General features: G+C 50.7%; 17 protein-coding genes and 2 pseudogenes. 6 read left to right on the top strand and 13 right to left on the bottom strand.

Going from position 1 to position 16,877, the window contains the following annotated elements; genetic code table 11:
- Window positions 1–104: 104 nt before the first annotated feature.
- The gene (locus tag EDM55_RS07460) at window positions 105–920 is read left to right on the top strand and encodes an MBL fold metallo-hydrolase (RefSeq protein WP_092265972.1); all 816 of its coding nucleotides are present in this window, start codon (window positions 105–107) and stop codon (window positions 918–920) included.
- Between the two features lie 63 nt (window positions 921–983).
- Here the strand turns inward: EDM55_RS07460 and EDM55_RS07455 are convergent, their stop codons facing one another.
- The 10 genes and pseudogenes from EDM55_RS07455 to EDM55_RS07415 form a co-directional block, all read right to left on the bottom strand.
- A complete protein-coding gene (locus EDM55_RS07455) occupies window positions 984–1,529 on the bottom strand; it encodes a GntR family transcriptional regulator (RefSeq protein ID WP_246071137.1) in 546 nt (181 codons plus the stop codon).
- A gap of 40 nt (window positions 1,530–1,569) precedes the next feature.
- Window positions 1,570–1,906, bottom strand: a pseudogene (locus tag EDM55_RS07450) (LbetaH domain-containing protein); the annotation flags it as partial.
- A pseudogene (locus tag EDM55_RS30600) lies at window positions 1,898–2,093 on the bottom strand (PHP domain-containing protein); the annotation flags it as partial. The pseudogenes EDM55_RS07450 and EDM55_RS30600, both read right to left, overlap by 9 nt.
- Window positions 2,094–2,299: 206 nt before the next feature.
- Window positions 2,300–3,124, bottom strand: a complete 825-nt coding sequence (locus EDM55_RS07445; protein WP_092265974.1) for a prohibitin family protein — start codon at window positions 3,122–3,124, stop codon at window positions 2,300–2,302.
- 419 nt (window positions 3,125–3,543) lie between these two features.
- Window positions 3,544–3,765 carry a hypothetical protein gene (locus EDM55_RS07435; protein ID WP_122959988.1) on the bottom strand — a complete coding sequence of 74 codons (222 nt, stop codon included), beginning with the start codon at window positions 3,763–3,765 and terminating at the stop codon, window positions 3,544–3,546.
- A gap of 1 nt (window position 3,766) precedes the next feature.
- A complete protein-coding gene (locus tag EDM55_RS07430) occupies window positions 3,767–4,201 on the bottom strand; it encodes a hypothetical protein (protein WP_092265976.1) in 435 nt (144 codons plus the stop codon).
- Between the two features lie 172 nt (window positions 4,202–4,373).
- Complete coding sequence (locus tag EDM55_RS07425) at window positions 4,374–4,961, bottom strand: aminotransferase class I/II-fold pyridoxal phosphate-dependent enzyme (protein ID WP_311133296.1); 588 nt, start codon at window positions 4,959–4,961, stop codon at window positions 4,374–4,376.
- Window position 4,962: 1 nt separating this feature from the next.
- On the bottom strand, window positions 4,963–5,217 hold the full coding sequence (locus EDM55_RS31280; protein ID WP_307723969.1) for a hypothetical protein: 255 nt from the start codon (window positions 5,215–5,217) through the stop codon (window positions 4,963–4,965).
- Window positions 5,218–5,301: 84 nt separating this feature from the next.
- Window positions 5,302–5,532 carry a YdhR family protein gene (locus tag EDM55_RS07420; protein WP_122959987.1) on the bottom strand — a complete coding sequence of 77 codons (231 nt, stop codon included), beginning with the start codon at window positions 5,530–5,532 and terminating at the stop codon, window positions 5,302–5,304.
- Between the two features lie 101 nt (window positions 5,533–5,633).
- Window positions 5,634–6,410: an APC family permease gene (locus EDM55_RS07415; protein ID WP_122959986.1), complete on the bottom strand. Its 777-nt coding sequence runs from the start codon at window positions 6,408–6,410 to the stop codon at window positions 5,634–5,636.
- 223 nt (window positions 6,411–6,633) lie between these two features.
- Here EDM55_RS07415 and EDM55_RS07410 point away from each other — a divergent pair, with 223 nt between their 5' ends.
- The gene (locus EDM55_RS07410; RefSeq protein WP_122959985.1) at window positions 6,634–7,422 is read left to right on the top strand and encodes a YwqG family protein; all 789 of its coding nucleotides are present in this window, start codon (window positions 6,634–6,636) and stop codon (window positions 7,420–7,422) included.
- 155 nt (window positions 7,423–7,577) lie between these two features.
- On the opposite strand, the gene EDM55_RS07405 is transcribed toward EDM55_RS07410, so the two are convergent.
- The gene (locus tag EDM55_RS07405) at window positions 7,578–8,123 is read right to left on the bottom strand and encodes an NADPH-dependent FMN reductase (RefSeq protein WP_122959984.1); all 546 of its coding nucleotides are present in this window, start codon (window positions 8,121–8,123) and stop codon (window positions 7,578–7,580) included.
- 123 nt (window positions 8,124–8,246) lie between these two features.
- On the bottom strand, window positions 8,247–9,143 hold the full coding sequence (gnd, locus tag EDM55_RS07400) for a phosphogluconate dehydrogenase (NAD(+)-dependent, decarboxylating) (protein ID WP_122959983.1): 897 nt from the start codon (window positions 9,141–9,143) through the stop codon (window positions 8,247–8,249).
- A gap of 165 nt (window positions 9,144–9,308) precedes the next feature.
- On the opposite strand from gnd, the gene EDM55_RS07395 reads away from it, so the two are divergent.
- From EDM55_RS07395 to EDM55_RS07380, 4 genes are all read left to right on the top strand, one after another.
- Complete coding sequence (locus EDM55_RS07395; RefSeq protein ID WP_246070977.1) at window positions 9,309–10,178, top strand: MurR/RpiR family transcriptional regulator; 870 nt, start codon at window positions 9,309–9,311, stop codon at window positions 10,176–10,178.
- A 170-nt stretch (window positions 10,179–10,348) separates the two neighbouring features.
- A complete protein-coding gene (locus EDM55_RS07390; protein ID WP_122959982.1) occupies window positions 10,349–11,890 on the top strand; it encodes a gluconokinase in 1,542 nt (513 codons plus the stop codon).
- A 48-nt stretch (window positions 11,891–11,938) separates the two neighbouring features.
- Window positions 11,939–13,267, top strand: coding sequence for a GntP family permease (locus EDM55_RS07385; RefSeq protein WP_122959981.1), 1,329 nt, complete (start codon window positions 11,939–11,941; stop codon window positions 13,265–13,267).
- Between the two features lie 260 nt (window positions 13,268–13,527).
- Window positions 13,528–15,525, top strand: a complete 1,998-nt coding sequence (locus EDM55_RS07380) for a Na+/H+ antiporter (RefSeq protein ID WP_122959980.1) — start codon at window positions 13,528–13,530, stop codon at window positions 15,523–15,525.
- 88 nt (window positions 15,526–15,613) lie between these two features.
- Here the strand turns inward: EDM55_RS07380 and EDM55_RS07375 are convergent, their stop codons facing one another.
- Window positions 15,614–16,846 (bottom strand): MFS transporter, encoded by a 1,233-nt coding sequence (locus tag EDM55_RS07375; protein ID WP_122959979.1) that lies wholly within the window; start codon window positions 16,844–16,846, stop codon window positions 15,614–15,616.
- Window positions 16,847–16,877 lie beyond the last annotated feature (31 nt).

Below are 16,877 nucleotides of genomic sequence, written 5' to 3'. Positions count from 1 at the left end.
AAAAAGACTCTTGTAAATGACAGAATAGTCAAACAATCGTATAATAAGCAGGTGAGCTTGCTTTTTTCCACGGACAGAGGATCTTAAAGCAGGAGGGATTCCATGTGATTCACATCCACCATCATGAAGATGTCGTCTGCGTAGAAGGGATTGTCAGCAGGCAAGGACGCGATTCTTCCATCTATGTCTTTTTGACGGATGGCACGCTGATCGATACCGGACCAAAATTGCTCGAAGCCTCGTTAATCCCGTTCTATCAGTCTTCAGCCTTTGAGTCGGTCGTTCTCACGCACAGTCATGAAGACCATGTCGGAACAGCCGCCTGGATCGAAGCTAATCTCCAGGTTCCCATCTACATCCACGAGAAGGGAGTGACTCGTTGTTCCCGCCCTGCCGATTACCCGGAGTATCGAAAGCTTACCTGGGGGGTTCGCGATTCTTTTGACGCCCATTCCCTCGGAAAGTCGTTCCATTCTCGCACGCTGGACTGGAAAGTGCTCGAGACCCCTGGCCACGCCCAGGACCATATCGCTTTGATTCACGAAAAGACTGGCCGTTTGTTTGCTGGAGACCTGTATCTGGGAGTAAAGACAAAAGTCATTTTGCGGGAAGAGTCGATCCCCACTATCATGAACTCGATTCGGTTTGTACTGGCTCACGATTTTCAGGCCATGTACTGTGCACATGCCGGCTATGTTCCCAATGGAAAAGCAATACTGCAAAAAAAGCTCGAGCATCTGGAAAACCTCACAGGTGAGATTCTGCACCTGCACAGCAAAGGAATGAAAGCTGACGAAATCAATCGTGCCCTTTTTCCCCTGCAGCTTCCACTCATAGAAGCATCCGAAGGCGAATTCGATTCGATACATATCGTCCATTCCATCCTCGCAGCCTATGAACAGCACGAGAGCATATGCTGAGAAAATGGAATTGAACCAAAAAACGCGGAACCGTTTTTGCACGGCTTCGCGTTTTTTTGGCTGTTAGTCCTTTGGAAAGATCTGTTTTAAAGTGAAGCCCCTCTCCTGATAGAAGTCGTGCATCGACGTGATCCGGCTTCCTTCCATGCGAATGTCGGGAAACACGGATTCTGCCACAAAGGAGGTATGCAGTGCGATGGACTTGTGATCTACGAGGTGCAAGCGGCCGATCTTAAACACGCTATCCTTCTCGTCAACACCGAGTGTTTGTATGAACATGGAATGGTCCTCTACTTCCTCGCAGTAAATATTGCGGGATTCGTAGTTGTACCCGAGCTCGATCATCTTTTTGCTGAAGCTGGTGTTGCCCGTGAGAACTAGCGGAATTTGCTGCAGCCTGTCTTTCACATAGCTCCCCATCCCTTGTCTGGAATACACATACCCAAGCTCCTGCAACCGATTGTAAACTTTGCGCGCAGTCATCCGGGGAACCTTGTACTGATCTGCCAGTTCATTTTCGGAAGGCAGCTTGTCGCTTGCCTTGTATTTGCCTGCGTGAATATCTGCAATCAAATGATCGATCATTTCCATTTCCTCTACCAATTCCAACCGCCCCTTTATCCTCACGATCAAAGGAAAACGGCATACCCAACTCGCGTGGCCACCCCCACCAGGCAATTTGCAGCAATTTTTCGCGTATTTCCTCGGGGAAACGAATCTTGATCGGTTTGGCTGGGACGCCAGCGACGACCGATCCACACATCGTGGCCGATTTTCACCCGATTTTGCCGGCGCCAGTCAAAAATGGACTCGTCATCTGTAGCTGCGAAGCCATAATCGATTCTGCGGTAGGTCATATGATGCTGAGTGACACGATCCATCGGATGCTGAACGGGATTGATGCAGACGTGAGAGGCGATCGAGCAGTACTTTCCGATCTCGGTATAGTTGATCGTGACGTCATCCATTGTGTAGGTATAGTATCCGAGTACGTGGACTCTCCGGTTTCTTGCAAAGTCGTAGGCAGATATTTCAATTCCGGGAATGATCTCTACGCCTTTTTCTTTCCCCAGCTCGACCATCTCGGCAAGCCCCCCGGTTGTATCATGATTGGTAATCGCCAAATGCGAGACTTGTTCATAGCTTCGTATGGCAATGCAGGTCTACTTTCATAAAATGACCTCCTCGCTTTCCCTTTTCCGAGTGGGCGGTACGTATGAAGTAACTGTAACTTGGCACCAAGCAGCACGGGTTAATTCCACTTGAACCCGGCGTAAATATCCTGTAAAGGCACGTTTACAATGGAAGCTCCATCCATCGAAACAAAAAACAGGCCTCCCGGACGATACGCGTCCCGAAAGGCCTCTTGGGTCTGTTCCTTATTTTTCTACTTGGATAAACGGAGTCGCTCCCCCTGTTACATTTGGCAGCTTTCCGTCCCATTTGCGGATGGCTTCCAGCTGCGCCTCGATCTGTCTGAGCTGAATCAGCTCCGGAGTGACCTCCTGTTTTTGCAGACGCAATGCTTCAGCCTGAGCCTGCGCTTTCGTAATCTCCTGCTCTTTCTCGATCTTGATCCGCTCGAGGTCCAGCTTGGATTTGAGCGCTTGCTGCTCTGCTACCTGCTTGGATTCAATCGCTCGGTTGAACTCGTCGCTAAATGTGAACTCGCGGATGTTGATTTCATCCAGAATGATATTGTAGGTCGAAAGCTTTTGCTTCAGAGCATCTTTTACTTTGTTGCTCACCTCGGACCGCTTGGAGATCAGCTCCTCTGCTGTATACTGAGCAGTTACCGCCTTGAGTGCTTCCGCGATCGCCGGGTCTACAATTCGGCTGGCGTATTCGAGTCCAACCTGCTGATACAGCTTGTTGACGTTTTCTGCGTCCAGATGGTGGTTGACCGCAATCGTAGTGGAAACGGTTTGCAGGTCACGAGAAGCCGAGGTCTGACTCGTCTCGGACTTTTGCACCCGTACCTCCATAGGAATAACCGTTTGAACGAACGGAATCTTGAAATGAAGCCCTTCCTGTAAGACCTTTGGCTGTACGGCTCCTAGCTGCAGGACCACTCCACTGTGACCAGCTGAAATAATCGTAAAGGATTGAGTTCCGAGCAACACCACGACAAGAATCACAACGATAGCTGTAATCAGCCGTCCGACTTTAAAGGGACTCATTTTCACCACATTATCGTCTGCCATGTTCCGCCTCCCCTTTTCTTTTTTATATGTCTATATAGGCATACGGATAGGGGGGATATAAGTTTCGTTTGATTTCTTTCTGGTTCCTGGTAAATATATGAGGTGGCTGAAAAGATTAGACGGTCGTTCCTGTTTTCCACTGGGATGCCCATATTCCCAAGTCTCCGCTTCAGCCTCCCCCTCCTTGAACGGCAGTTTTCAAAAGGGGCAGTTTCTGCATCTAGCGGCTTGCAAAATCGATGTAGTAGACCTTCTTTGGCCGACCTTTTGTTGCATCTGCTATCGAGGGGTTAGTGGAATGGTGGTTTACCAATGAAAGGCGAGTGCCGCATCAAGTGCTGGCAGAACAAATGGGGAAACTGCTGGAGAGAAATCTCTAAAAAAAGAGTGGTAGCCTGCTCCTCGGCTACCACCATCCATTATTCACAATCATCTTGGGAACTCGCTGCCTCAAGCAGAACCCGTCCCATCCGCTCGGCCTCAATCCGGCAAAGCTCAAATTCGACTTCGCCAGAGACGTGGGAGATGAGCTGGATGATTTCCGCACAACCGTGGCTGCAAATGAGAAAGGACGCCCACTTCACTTCCGCTCGCGGGACTTTTCTGGCGTGAAAGCCGCTTTGAAACCCGCCAAGGCTCACACTACCACACCCTCCTTTTTTCTTTTACCACCCAAAAACTAACCAGCCACACATGTAAGTATAACAATGAGGCGAGCATGCCAAAGCCCGCAGAGAAAAGGGAGCGGCTTGTCAGTAACTGGATTGTAATCCCGAATTGCAACAGCGCCATCAGCAAAGCTCCTGCAACCGCATACGCGATGAAGCGAAACAAGTACACAATCACGGGATTCGCCCAAGCGATTTGACGGTTCAATGCTTCTATTCCTATAGAAACTGGCACGCCTCCCACTACATAGACGGGGATCGCATAAATAAGATAGATCGCCACCAGTGAAAAAAATGACCAGTAGTACGTGTTCGGCTGCTGCTGTGCTGCCGGGATGTAGTTGAACCACGCCAATACCACGCAAAACAATAGCGAGGAGATCAGCGCGACCACCACTTTTCGAATCATGAAACGTATACCTCCTTCCTTTCGGTTTACCAAACTGCCCACCTAACTATACCCTTAATTTGGAACTGCGGAACCTATTTTCACAAAAATTGTTTTGATTTCGACTTCGCTTCCTTGATCGCGGATTGGCTCCAAAAAGAAAACACCTGCCTCTAAGCAGGTGCTCTCCTCGTTAGTTTCCATTTTCAGCTTCAAATTCGCGGGCTATCCGTTCCAAGGCTTCTTTGATGACAGGTCTTGGCGAAGGGAGACAAATTCTCTGATAATGCCGCCCCTCTTCCCCAAACATGCCCCCGTCCTCCAGCAGTACATTGGCTTTATTGTAAATCCGATCATGGACCTCCTCTGGAGACAGTCCATAGCCGCTAAAGTCCAGCCACATCAAATACGTTCCTTCGGGAATCCTCGTTTTGACTTTCGGCATTCTTTCCGCCAAAAAGCCCATGACATACTCGATCGTGCCATCGATGTATTCCTTTAGCTGGTCCAGCCAATCCTCACCCTCTGTATAGGCGGCGATCAGAGCGGTGATCGTAAATGGCGACGCTAAGTGCATGCCCAGTGTTTTACGGAACGTCTCCCTATGCCCTTCGTTGGGTATGATGACATTCGTACAGTGCAGCCCTGCTACGTTAAAGGTCTTGTTGATCGCCGTACACGTGATGATAGGATCGGCACTCTTTGCTGCTTTTGCTATTGGAATGAAGGTTTGATTTCGCCTGATGAGATCTCCATGAATTTCATCTGCGACGATCAGCACGTCATTTTCCGCGCAAATGTCTGCCAGCTTCTCCAACTCTTCGCGGGTAGTAGCCGAATATTTTATGATCGACCGTTTTATGCAGGGCATCGATCATAGGCTGCGGTACGGGCAGGTCCATGTCTGCTGTGAATAAAGGAATCGTCTCCTCGTCATATCGCTTCGTCAGCCCATGACTTTTGATGAATTCCCCTCCATCCCATTTCAGTGAATACGTCCCTCTGCGTTCCGTGATTTCATCAAAATTGTACTTCATGGGACAGCCCCCTCTCGTTTTTTCGTCCTGTGTTTGGTGAACCGGCGCTTTCTCGCGATACCCAAAAGCCCAAAAGACAGCTAGTCAACTGCGCAGCGCATACTGGATATCCACGATCTCAATCTTCGGGTCCGCCCGCAGCTCAAACCTCTCAGGCAGTCTTTTCACGATCGGCCCGTCCAAATAGGCTTGGAGTGCCTCCCCCGTCTCCCACAAATAAACTCCCCCAACTTCGCCTGTTTCTTCATAACGAACGTAATATTTTTGGATGAGACCTGGCAGCGAACGAAATTTTTCGAATCCTCCCTCTGACAAAACGCATGATCAACATTTTCATGAAGCGAACCTCTCCCTTCTACTTATGCATAGTACTTGCTTCGCTTTTTATTTCTTCTTTCTAGCTCGCAGGCTCCCTTTTATTGATTGACTCCGATTTTATGATCATGGATGGGATCTACGTTTATCGGCCGTTCGTCCTCAAACCCGGACATTTTTCGGTTCTTCATCCGCGGGGTTGCTCCTACAATCCACACGTACAATGCCGCAAATGCGATGAAGCCGATCGAAAAATACAGACCCGTAGCTGGAATTTCCTTCATGAGCAAAAATCCTTGGAGCCAGCCGTCATCGCAAGCAATGAGGAAGCCTTTGGTCACCCAGGAAAAGGTAGCATTCAGCGTCGATGCGATGGCGAACAGTGAGCCTCCGATAATGAAGAACAGAAATAAAGGCTGAGGAAGAATGGCTTTCCCTACTTCATCGAGATGCTTCCCGGCGACTTGCTCAATCGGCAGAACACCAGACGCTACGGCTGCCATGAACGCGTAGATAACGGCGATTGAGGCAGTCGTTAATATGATTGTTGGCGGAATGTCTCTTTTGGGGTTCTTCATCTCTCCCCCCAACTCGGCGACAATGCTCGCACCCCCGGTTGCAAACGAGACCAGGCCCGTCGCCGTTAAAAAACCGCCTAAGCCGCTGGGAAGCATCCCTGTAACTGCAAGCGTATCCCACTGAATCTTGGAAACACCCCACAAGATGAAAACGAACACAGCTATTACTTTTACCACGACCAGAAACCCTTCCGCGGAAGCAGCCGATTTCACCCCGAACATATTCACTACATAGCAAAGAGTAAGGATGAGGACAGCACATAAACTCAACTCTTTTTTGAGCTGGTATTCTCCATTCATGTTTGATTCCCCCCTTCAATGATAAATTTTTATTACGATCATAATTTATTATTGATCACCCTTTCTGTAATTGCAAGTATCTTTATAATTTTCTATCAATTTAAGTTTTTATCTCTTTCTTCCCTCGACCCACGAAAAGAGCTACAATAGTTTTTGTAAGTAATTTCCATGTCCACCGTGTAACAGGCACAGGCACAGAGTCATCTGGGAAAGGAGAATTCCAATGATTGACCAAGTAAGAGCCTTGATCCTCGAGCAGGGACTGCAGGAAATGGCCGAGCAGATCCTCCACCATTTGCACGAGTGCATCTATGTAGAGCCCACTGCAGCTCGAACCCATCTGCTGGGTGCAAGCAGGCTAGGCGGCAACCCGGATTTGCCTGCAGGATGGAGCTATCCCGTATTCCACGACGAGCCGCTCGTTTTCATCGGGCAGCTAAACCTCGAGGAAATTCAGTCCATCGGCGTCCCGAACGAACTTCCGCAGCGCGGTCTGCTGTACTTTTTTTATGAGGCAGTTGAACAGTCCGTATACGGAGAGCTGGCAGATCGGGATGGGTGGAGAGTGCTTTTTTATGAGGGAGACTTCTCTGCACTGACTCCTGTTCCGTATCCTGGCGACGATCCACATGGGACACTCCCGGCAAACAATCTGCATTTTTCCAAAGGGCTCTCTCTTCACATGGAAGCGATCTCGGTTCCTGATGCATGCAAGGCTGCCTACTACGATCGTTTTCTTTCGGCCTTTGCCAAAATAAATGGTTCCTATGCGTGGAATCATCAGATTTTGGGTCACCCGCACAACATTCAGGGAGACGTCTTCGAGGAGATCGATTCCTTCCGCAACGAAGAGTCAGGCGGCCCCTACACCTTGCTGCTCCAGGTCGATACGGATGAGACGAACTTGAAGATCATGTGGGGCGATGTCGGGACGATTTATTTTGTCATTGCCAATGACGATTTGCGTGCCAAACGCTTTAACCAAACTTACTTTTCTTATCAGTGCTGCTGATTCTGGTGAACAACCATGTTAGAAAACTTGGCTGCGCCAAGCCTTTTGGCGCAGTCTTAGTTGCACTTATACTGGATAAGAATCTTATAAATTCTTACTGTACAAAAAAGCCGAAGAATGGATTCTTCGGCTTTTTCTCTACGCAAACGATTCTATTATTGGTAGTAACGGTTCATCCAGGTAAGGAAGTTCTCTACAACCGTATCGAGGAACTGAACGGTAGGTTCGTGGATCAGCTTGCCCTCGGCATCAAACTTCTCATGAGCAGCACCCACATACACTTCGTTGCCTGGGAGCAAAGGCGAGGAGACGCCCATAGCAAACAGGATGTCGCGAAGGTGCAGCTGTGCTTTCACGGTTCCCAGCTGCCCCATGGAAGCACCCATGATCCAAGACGGCTTGCCCACGAGAACTTTATCCACACGGGACATCCAGTCAATCGCGTTGACCAGTACGCCTGGGACAGTACCGTTGTACTCAGGAGTGAGCCACAGGACAGCATCAGCGGCTTTCACTTTTGCTTTGAAGGAATCGACTGCCTCATTTGGCTCGTTTTCCAGATCTTGATTGTAAAACGGAAGTGGCTTCAGATCCAAAATTTCCAGTTCGAACTTGTCTTGATAGCGGTTTTTTACATGCTCGGCCAGTTTGCGGTTAAAGGATTCCTTGCGAATGCTCCCCACGATTGCTACGACTTTCATTTGGTTTCCCTCCATACGATCCAAGATGGAATCTGCCACACTCTTTGATTATAAAACCAAATTTATACATAGCAACCTTTCTAAACACTTATCTAGCACAAGCAGCACCCGCAAGAGGCCAACCTATTTCTTTTCGACTGCATGTCCACCGAATTCATTGCGCAGGGCAGCTACGACTTTCCCATGGAAGGTATCCTGCTCGAGCGAGCGATAGCGCATCAACAGGGACATCGCAATCACAGGTGTCGCGGCTTGCAGATCGAGTGCTGTCTCGAGTGTCCATTTTCCTTCTCCGGAGGAATGCATAACGCCGCGAATTTCGTCCAGCTTCGCATCTTTGCGGAAAGCGCGCTCCGTCAGGTCCATCAGCCATCCGCGAATGACCGAACCATTGGCCCAGACGCGTGCTACCTCTGCGAAATCGTAGTTGTACGGGCTCTTTTCCAGCACCTCGAAGCCTTCCCCGATCGCCTGCATCATGCCGTATTCAATCCCGTTGTGAATCATCTTCAGGAAATGCCCGGCACCAGCTTCTCCTGCGTACAGGTAGCCGTTTTCTACATTGATGTCACGGATCATCGGCTCGATATGATCAAACGCCTCCTGGTCACCGCCGATCATCATACAAGCTCCATGACGCGCTCCTTCCATTCCCCCACTCGTACCTGCATCCAGGAAGTGAATGCCCTTTTCCTTCAAACGGGCATATCGATCAAGCGACTGCTTGTAGTGAGAATTGCCCCCATCGATTACGATATCTCCCGCAGAAAGCAACGTAGAAAGCTTGTCTACCAGCTCATCTACGATTTCTCCCGCCGGAACCATCAGCCAGATCACGCGCGGTGCGTCCAGCTTGGAGACGGCATCCTCGATCGAATAAGCAGGAATGGCCCCTTCCCGTCCCAGTTCATCCGCCCGCTTTGGTTCTACGTCATATGCGACAACCTCATGCTCGTGGGAAAGCAAATTCAGTGTCAAATTGTAACCCATCTTCCCTAATCCAAGAATTGCCAGTTTCATAGTCGATACGTCACTCCTTTGAGAAAGTCTCTTACTCGCTCGATTATATGATAATAATTTTCACATTTCATTAGAAATGAAGAAAATTTTTTTGAAACTAGGAATTCGTCCCCATCCTTTTCTATAATGAGTAGCAGATCGCCATCTTTTGGAGGTGCTTTCCTTTTGGCCGATACATCTACCCATCATCCACCCAGCGTTCTCACTCAGCTGCGTGCCATCTACTCACAACTGAGCGGCAAGGAGCAGCAAATTGCCGATTACATTTTAGAGCATGCCAGTGACGTTGTTCATCTGTCGATTACCGAGCTTGCCGATCAAAGCCAATGTGCCGATGCGACCGTTTTCCGTCTGTGCCGACGCCTCGGCTTTCGCGGATATCAGGCATTTAAAATCGCTCTGGCAAGTGAAGTGACAAACCCGAAGCAATCCATCTATCAGGAGATCAATCTCGACGACGACGATCTCGGCTCCATCGCCGAAAAAATTTTCACCGCAAATATAGAGACCTTGCGTGACACTCAGCAAATTATTGACAAGGAAGCTCTGATGAAAATCGTCAGCTGTCTCGAGAACGCGCGGCGGATCGAGTTTTATGGCTCGGGAGGCTCAGCTGCTATCGCGCAAGATGCCTACCACAAGTTTATGCGGACAGGCATCCCCTGTATCCATCACTCCGATGCCCATTACCAGGTCATGTCTGCCTCCCTTCTCTCGGAGGGGGATGTAGCCGTTGGGATTTCCCATTCCGGCTCCAATGAAGATATCCTGGAAGCGCTCCGTGTCGCAAAAGAAGCGGGTGCTACAACCATTGGGATCACCAGCTACGGCAAGTCTCCGCTCGTGCGGCTCGCAGACATCTGTCTGTACACGACTTCGCGGGAAACGGTCTTTCGCACGGAAGCACTCTCCTCCAGGCTGGCACAGCTCAGTCTGATTGATTTGCTGTACGTCGCCGTTTCTCTGCGCCGCCAAGAAGAGACTATCCAAAACATCCAGCATATCCGGGAAGCCATTTCGCTCAAACGCCTGTAAATTCTACAGGCGTTTTTCTTTTTCGGTCCGGTGGGTAATACTACCACCGAGATACAGAATGATATGAAATAATTTTTTTCTTTAGTATTAACAAATGAAAAAAATTTCGTTATAATCACGTTATCCTTTAGAGCCATCATGAAAGCGTATACAAGAGAAGGTGAACCCGTATGAAGCAAACCTATTTTATTGGACTGGATATCGGGACGACGAGTACCAAGGCGATCGTCTTTACGCCGTCAGGTGCTGTACGCGGTGTCGGTAACGTCGATTATCCTTTGCTCGTTCCCCAGCCATCCTGGGCAGAGCAGGATCCGGAAACCATTTTTGCTGCCGTTATTTCGGCACTAAAAACAGCTATCGAGAAGGCAGATGTAGACAAGCGTGCGATTGGCGGGATCGGCTTTTCCACCGCCATGCACAGTTTGATTGCGGTCGATCACCAAGGCAGTCCTTTGACGCACAGCATCATCTGGGCGGATAACCGCAGCACCTCCCAGGTAGATCAGCTCAAGCAGGATGGCGTCGGACACAGCATTTACCTCGCGACAGGGACACCGATCCATCCGATGTCTCCGCTGCCAAAAATCATGTGGCTGCGTGAACAAGCGCCGGACACATTCCGCAAGGCAGCCAAATTCATTTCCATCAAAGAGTACGTCATTCATCGACTCTTTGGGCAGTATGTAGTAGATTACTCCATCGCATCAGCAACAGGACTTTTTCATTTGCGCAAGCTCGACTGGGACGAAAATGCCCTGCAGGTAGCAGGCATCACGAGACAACAGCTGAGCGAGCCCGTACCGACTACCCATATTTTGCGCGGCATGAAGATTCGTTACGCTGAGGAAATCGGGCTGGATGCGGATACGCCCTTCGTCGTGGGTGCCAGTGACGGTGTTCTCGCCAATCTGGGAATTGGTGCCATCGATCAGGGACAGGTCGCCATCACGATCGGGACGAGTGGTGCCGTGCGCACAGTCGTACCCGAACCTATCACGGATCCAAAGGGCCGTACCTTTTGTTACCTCCTGACAGAAAACCACTGGGTGATCGGTGGGCCGTCCAACAACGGCGGGATCATGCTTCGCTGGTTCCGTGACGAGTTTAGCTGGCCAGAGGTAGAAAAAGCAAAGCAGATGGGAGTCGATCCCTACGATGTCATGATCGAGGCGGCCGAGCATGTACCTGCTGGTGCCGAAGGTCTGCTGTTTCTCCCCTTCCTCTCCGGTGAACGCGCGCCTTACTGGAATGCGCAGGCTCGCGGCTCCTTTTTCGGGATCGGGTTGCATCACAAACGGGAGCATTTTATCCGGGCCGTTCTCGAAGGCATTCTCTTTTCCGTCTACAGCATCGGCATCGCCCTGCGCGACCTGGCCGGTGGTGCGACTGAAATCCGCGCCTCGGGAGGCTTTGCCCGCTCGCGGCAATGGCGGCAAATCATGTCCGATATGTTCGGCTACGAGGTACTGATTCCCGAAAGCCACGAAAGCTCCAGCTACGGTGCAGCACTGCTCGCCATGCATGCTCTCGGCGCCTTGAACGATTTGCATGATGTGAAAAACATGATTCACATTTCGCATCGGCATGAGCCCAATCTGGAGCGCTCCAGCACGTATTTGCAGCTGTTTTACATTTATGAGCGCGTCTATTACAACCTGCTGGAGGAGTACAAGCTCATCTCCGAATTCCAGAAGCAGCTGAATAAATAGATATCCCAATCCATCACGGAAGCATTCGACACCAAGGGAGGGTCTCTCATGCCATTAGTCATTACGTTGATTTCTATCGTTTTGCTGCTCATCCTCATTACCCGCTTTAAGGTAAATCCATTCGTCTCCCTCTTGCTCGCTGCCGGATTTGTAGGGATCGCATCTGGCATGCCACTCGTCAAAGTGGTCGATTCGATCAAAGACGGTATGGGCGGAACACTTGGTTTTATCGCCATCGTACTCGCCCTGGGAACCATGCTCGGAAAAATGATGGCCGAATCGGGCGGTGCCGAGCGCATTGCCCGGACACTGATCAACCGGTTTGGCGAGAAAAACGTCCATTGGGCGATGATGTTCGTTGCCTTTATCGTTGGGATTCCGGTCTTTTTCCAGGTCGGCTTCGTTCTGTTGATTCCGCTCGTCTTTACGATTACTCGTCAAACAGGGGTATCCCTCGTCAAAATCGGGATTCCTCTCATCGCTGGCCTTTCCATCGTACACGGCATTGTTCCTCCACACCCGGCTGCGATGGCCGCAGTCGATCTGTTCCAGGCCGATGTCGGAAAAACCATCATGCTGTCCATCATTGTCGCGCTGCCTTCTGCGATCATCGCGGGTCCTCTCTATGGTACCTGGATCAGCAAACGAGTCCAAACAAGCATCTCGCCTGAGCTATCCGCACAGCTGAGCGAGCCAAAGGACGAGCGCGATCTGCCGAGCTTCGGTATCACGGTATTTACCGTTTTGCTGCCTGTTTTGCTCATGCTGCTTGCGACCATCGCGGATGTGAATTTGCCGAAAGAAGATATGCTTCGCGAGTGGGCTGACTTCATCGGAAATCCGATCACGTCCCTGTTGATCGCCGTCATCATCTCGTTCTGGACGCTCGGGTTCAATCGCGGGTTTACGAAGGATGACATTCTAAAATTCACCAATGATTGTCTGGCTCCAACCGCTACGATCCTGCTCGTCATCGGTGCAGGCGGCGCCTTCAATAAAGTGCTGCTCAACAGCGGCGTTGGCGACTACATCGCCGAGCTGGCTACTGCATCCGCCATTTCTCCCATTTTTCTCGGCTGGCTGATCGCTGCTCTGATCCGTGTCGCGACTGGCTCTGCCACCGTATCCATGATGACAGCGGCAGGGATCGTAGGACCGATCGCCCTGCAGATCCCGGGTACCAGCCCAGAGCTGCTCGTCCTGGCTACCGGTGCCGGCTCCTTGATCTTGTCCCACGTGAACGACTCTGGCTTTTGGCTCATCAAGGAGTATTTCAACATGTCCGTGCAGGATACCCTGAAGACTTGGACCGTCATGGAAACTATATTGTCCGTCGTAGCCATTATCCTGATCATGGCCTTGTCCCTTGTGGTGTAAATATATGAAGGACCGTCGCCCTCACGATTTTGTGAGGGCTTTTTGATGGAATCCCCCCCTGTTTTTCACCCATTTAATATTTAATCAAGTATAATGTTTTACTATAAAAATAAAATACGATAGAATGAAATACGTATGTATGGGAGCTGACAGAAGCTAGAGGTGAACTTCTGCACCCTAATGAAAAAAGAGAATAAGCTTTGCCTAACTGGTTCAGTATTTAATTAATGTGACACTACTTTGAAGGAGTCCCTTCTTTTATGGAAATTTTACTCATGGTGCTCGTGCTGTTACTGCTCATCGGCGTTTCCAATGTCATTTCACGCTTCGTCCCCTTCATTCCCATCCCGCTCATTCAGATTGCACTTGGGATTGTTGCCGCTTTTTTGCCCAGCCTGCATCACGTTCCTCTTAATCCTGAGTTATTTATGGTCCTATTCATTGCCCCACTCCTGTTTAACGACGGAAAAATCACACCTCGCGATGAGCTGTGGAAGCTGCGCACATACATTTTGCTGCTTGCCTTAGGCCTCGTTTTTGTCACCGTACTAGTAGCAGGTCCATTCATTCACTGGCTCATTCCTGCCATTCCGCTCTCTGCTGCATTCGCGCTCGCTGCCATCCTTTCTCCAACGGATGCTGTCGCCGTCGGTTCCATTGCGGGAAGAATCAAATTGCCCGGGAAAATCATGCGCTTGCTCGAGGGTGAAGCACTGATGAACGATGCTTCCGGGCTGGTCGCGTTTAACTTTGCGATAGCCGCCACTGTCACCGGCTATTTCTCCCTGACAGAAGCAGCGGGTAGCTTTATCGTCATCGCAGCTGGAGGATTGCTGATTGGCGCTCTGCTCGGCTTTGCGGTCGTCTGGCTGCGCCTCCTGCTGCGCCGTCTCGGGATCGAGGATGTGACGCTGCACATGCTGATCATCATCCTCACGCCTTTCATTATCTACATCGCAGCGGAAGAATTCCACGTCTCGGGGATCCTTGCCGTCGTCGCTGCCGGTGTCGTGCATGCCATTGAACGAGATCGCGTGGAATCTGCATCTTCCGTTCAGCTTCGCGTCGTGTCTGACAGCACCTGGTCAGTCATTCTCTTCTCGCTGAATGGGCTTGTGTTCCTCCTCCTCGGACTGGAGATCCCGGGTGTGGTCACGAAAATTTGGGAAGACCCTGCCTATCAGAATGGGCAAGTAATCGGATATATCTTCCTGATTACTGCCGTGCTCATGATTTTGCGCTTTCTCGTCGTCTGGGCGAGAGATCGTCAGCTTCACACATCCTTGATCACCGCCCTTTCGGGTGTTCGCGGCGCGCTGACTCTTGCCGCTGCCTTTTCCATTCCCTTGGTATTGCAGGACGGAAGCCCTTTCCCAGAGCGCAATCTGATTCTGTTTATTTGCGCCGGTGTCATCCTGTTGACGTTGATATCCGCCAGCATTTTTCTACCTATGCTCGTCAGAAAATCGGAGGATGCCACCCATCAGCCAGAGGATCGCAGCGAAGAAGAACGATCGGCCCGAATCTGCGTTCTCGATGCCGGGCTGCGCACAGTGCGTGAAGAGATGGACGACGCGAACAGGCAAGACGGTCTGGAACTGATTGGAGAGTATACCCGTCGCATTCAGCAAACCAGGCTGGAAGGCATATCCGATATGGGCGAGGCTTGGAAGCAGGTCGTAGCCATCCGTTTGGCAGCTGTACAAGCGGAACGAGAGGTCGGCGAGCAGTGGCTCCGTGAGGGTCGGATCTCGCCACAGCTTGCTGCTTATTTCAAGGCTTCCTTAAACCGGGTCGAGCTGCTGCTTACCAACCGGGTAAAAATCAAGCTGTTAATTTTAGTCGCCTGGACAGCCATCCGCCGTTTGTTTCAGGGACGCAACCGGATTCCGTCTTCCATCACTCCGTCCGACCCGCAGTGGGACAGCTACAAAGCGTTGAAGCTGGAAGCTGTCCAAAGAGCGATCAGCCAAGTGAAGCAGCTGGAGAATGAGGACAATCGCGATGCCGTGCTCACCGTACTCGCGGCTTACAAAGGGCTCGCTTTGCAATATCAAACCAACAAGCGTCGGGCAGGCAGCAGACGCCAAGTGAGCCTGCAGCGCAAAGAGCTCGAGCTGAAGGCGATCCAATCCGAACGCAACGAAATTCAAGCGCTGTACGAAAAAGGCGACATTGACCGCCAGTTCGCAGGGAGACTTCGCTTGGACGTCAACTATCGGGAAGCAGGTCTTTTTGAATCGCAGGAAGGCCACTGAGAAAATTTTCGTCTCCACGCTGGCACGGGTAACAAAACAGCGGCAATCTAGGACTATCCTTTTTTTCCTGAGTGCCGCTGTTCCTCTTTTATTTGGCTATCGAAAGCTTTTCGGTTCCTTTTTTATTCGCCAAGGCTACAGCCGTAGGGATTTTGGACAAGCAGGCAGCGAGTACAAGTCCGAGCAGCAAGAAGCCTGCGATCATCCCGACGACGCCCCCCCAGCCAAAGGAGGACCAGAACAGACCGCCCAAGGTTCCACCAATACTCGAGCCCGCGTAGTAAAAGAATAAATAGAGCGAGGAGGCCTGGGCTTTGTCGTGCAAGGCCCGTCGTCCAACCCAGCTGCTGGCGATCGAATGGCTTCCGAAAAAGCCAAAGGTCAATACGGGCAAACCTAAAATTTTCACCCACAAGTGCGCGTCGAGCGTAAGGCACGCCCCCAGTAAAGTAATGATCAGGGAGACAATCATAACTTTTGCCCGTCCGTGCTTTTCAGCCTGTTTGGCCATCCAGACCGAGCTGACAGTCCCCACCAGAAAGACGATGAAAATCCATCCGACGAGCGACTGGCTCAAAGCGTATGGCTGTGCAGTCAGCACGTAGCCGATGTAGTTGTACAAGCCTACGTTGCTGCCCAGGATGAGAAAGCCTATTCCAAACAAGCAGAGCAAGCCCGGGTCCTTCAAGTGGCTGCCCATCGAGGAAATGAGCTTTCCTACTTCTGGTGCGCGCGGATGGAAATTTTGCGACTTCGGCAAATTCAGCCAGAAGATCAGGCTCGCGATCAGGCTGATGACACTGATACTGCCCATCGCTACATGCCAGTTGAAAAAGTCCGTCAGCATGCCGCTGATGATCCGACCGCTCACGGCCCCGACGGAGTTGCCGCTGATGTACAGCCCCATCGCGACCCCCAGACTGGATGCCTCCACTTCTTCCCCCAAGTACGCCATGGCGATAGAAGGAAGCCCACCCAAAGCAATCCCTTGGATAATCCGAAACACTAGCAAGCTCTCAAAGCTGGTGCTGCACGCCGTCAAAATGGACAGGACGGAAGCGAGCAGCATGGACACGATCATAACAGGCTTCCTTCCCCACACCTCGGATATGCTTCCGAAAAACAGCATGCTGACTGCCAAAGCAATCGTCGTAACGGACAGCGACAAGCTCGCCATCGTCGGGGATACGTGAAACTCCTCGGAAAATACCGGCAATAATGGCTGTGTACTGTATAAAATCGCAAATGTGTTGAATCCAGCCGCAAAAAAGGCAAGATTGGACTTGCGAAAAGCAGCTGTGCCTTGCTGAATGTAACCCATGATGATGCCAACCTCCCAAAAGTCCGTTCCT

This window comes from Brevibacillus centrosporus (genome assembly GCF_003710815.1).
Classification (GTDB): domain Bacteria; phylum Bacillota; class Bacilli; order Brevibacillales; family Brevibacillaceae; genus Brevibacillus; species Brevibacillus centrosporus.
Note: the sequence above shows the minus strand (reverse complement) of the source record. Positions and strands in the feature narration are given on the sequence as shown.